The sequence below is a fragment of the Micromonospora sp. KC721 genome (assembly GCF_004348355.1).
Taxonomy (GTDB): domain Bacteria; phylum Actinomycetota; class Actinomycetes; order Mycobacteriales; family Micromonosporaceae; genus Micromonospora.
In genome coordinates this window covers 1-1,572 of record NZ_SMJY01000384.1, presented here as the reverse complement: position 1 = coordinate 1,572, position 1,572 = coordinate 1, and the positions used below count along the sequence as shown (strand labels likewise).

The following is a 1,572-nucleotide window of genomic DNA, read 5'->3' as shown; positions in this document are numbered from 1 at the left end:
GACGACCCGATGGTGGTCTGGGCGGCCGCCCCGTCGGCCGACCCGGCCCTCCCGAGGCGCCAAGGAACGCCGGCTGGCCGACAAGAAGCGCCAGTCGCAGCGCAAGCGGGACCGTCGAGTCGACGGGGACTGACGCCGGGGGGCGGCGGTTTACGGCCCGGGACCGGTCGGTGCGGGGAGATCAGGCCAGCGCGGTCAGCAGGCGGGTACGGAGCACGGCCCCCCGCTCGGCGAAGCCCCGCTGGGTGGCCGCGTACTCGGCCCGGCCCTCCGGGGTCTCCACCCGCACCGGGGCGTACCCGAGCGCGGCCAGATCGTACGGGCTGGCCCGCATGTCCAGCGCCCGGATCTCGCGGGCCAGGGCGAAGCAGTCGGCCACCAGTTCGCTCGGCACCAACGGGGAGAGCTTGTACGCCCACTTGTAGAGGTCCATGTTGGCGTGTAGACAGCCCGGCTGTTCCAGCGCGTGCTGGCTCTCCCGGGTCGGGGTGAGCAGGTTCAACGGCCGGGCCGGCGCGGTGAAGAACCGGTACGCGTCGAAGTGGCTGCACCGCACGCCCCGCTCCTCGACCACCGCTGCCGTCCGCTCCGGGGTCAACCGTAGCGGCCAGGCGTTGTGCCGGACCTCCTCCTGGGTCTGCCGGTACACCATCGCCCACTCGTGCATCCCGAAGCACCCGAGGTGCGCCGGACGGCCGGCGGTGGCGGCGAGCAGGGCACGGATCCAGGTGATCGAGTCCGCGCGGCGCTCACGTACCCGGTCGGTGTCCAGAATGACCCCGGCGGCGTCGGCGCGGTAGTCCCGCCCGAACTCGCCCGGATCGGCGTCGCGCAGCAGCACCCCCGGCCCGGGATGCCAGCGCCGCAGTTGCGCCGGGCGGTACGCGTAGTAGGTGAAGAGGAAGTCCTCCACCGGGTGCTTCCCGCCCCGCCGGCGGCGGGCCAGGTGCGGCGCCAGCCACGCGTCCACCCGCTCCTCGTGCGCGCGCCGGCGGGTCCGCCAGTCGGCCGCGGCGAGGGCGGCGGGTGCGGGGGCGGCGGTCACCGACCCAGGGTACGACCGTCGCTGCCCCGCCGGTCAGGGCACGTCCACCCGCACCCCGGCGGAGAACACCCCGCTGCGCAGTTCGAGCTGTTCCGGTCTCTGCGTTCCGTTGACGGTGAACACCAGTGGCAGCACCACCCGGCTACCCGCCGCCACCGGCTGCGCGAAGACGTCCCGGCCCAGGTTGAGTCGCCGGGTGGCGTCCTGGTCGGCGCTGACCCAGTTGCCGCCGGGCAGGTAGGCCCGCTGCAACTCGCCGTGCCACACCTGCTGCTCGGGTGTGAGGTTGCGCACCCCGACGGTGGCCTGGCATCGCCGGCCGGTGCCGGTGCCGGTGTCGCAGACGACCCGGTAGACGGTGAACTCGAACGCCTGCTCCCGCACCGGGGTCCCGACCGTGCCGGTGGCGCTCCTACCGACCCACGCGCCACTGGTGGGCTGCCTGCCCGCTTGGATGGCGGACACCTCCCGGGTGGCGGTGAACCCCGCCGTGGCGACCACCCCGACGAAGAGCACCGCCACCACCC

1 protein-coding gene and 1 pseudogene are annotated in these 1,572 nt (G+C 74.3%); both read right to left on the bottom strand.

What is annotated here, in order from left to right; all coding sequences use genetic code 11:
• Positions 1-181 precede the first annotated feature (181 nt).
• Positions 182-1,045: a 3-methyladenine DNA glycosylase gene (locus E1182_RS30510; RefSeq protein ID WP_132271186.1), complete on the bottom strand. Its 864-nt coding sequence runs from the start codon at positions 1,043-1,045 to the stop codon at positions 182-184.
• 33 nt (positions 1,046-1,078) lie between these two features.
• A pseudogene (locus E1182_RS30505) lies at positions 1,079-1,572 on the bottom strand (hypothetical protein); the annotation flags it as partial.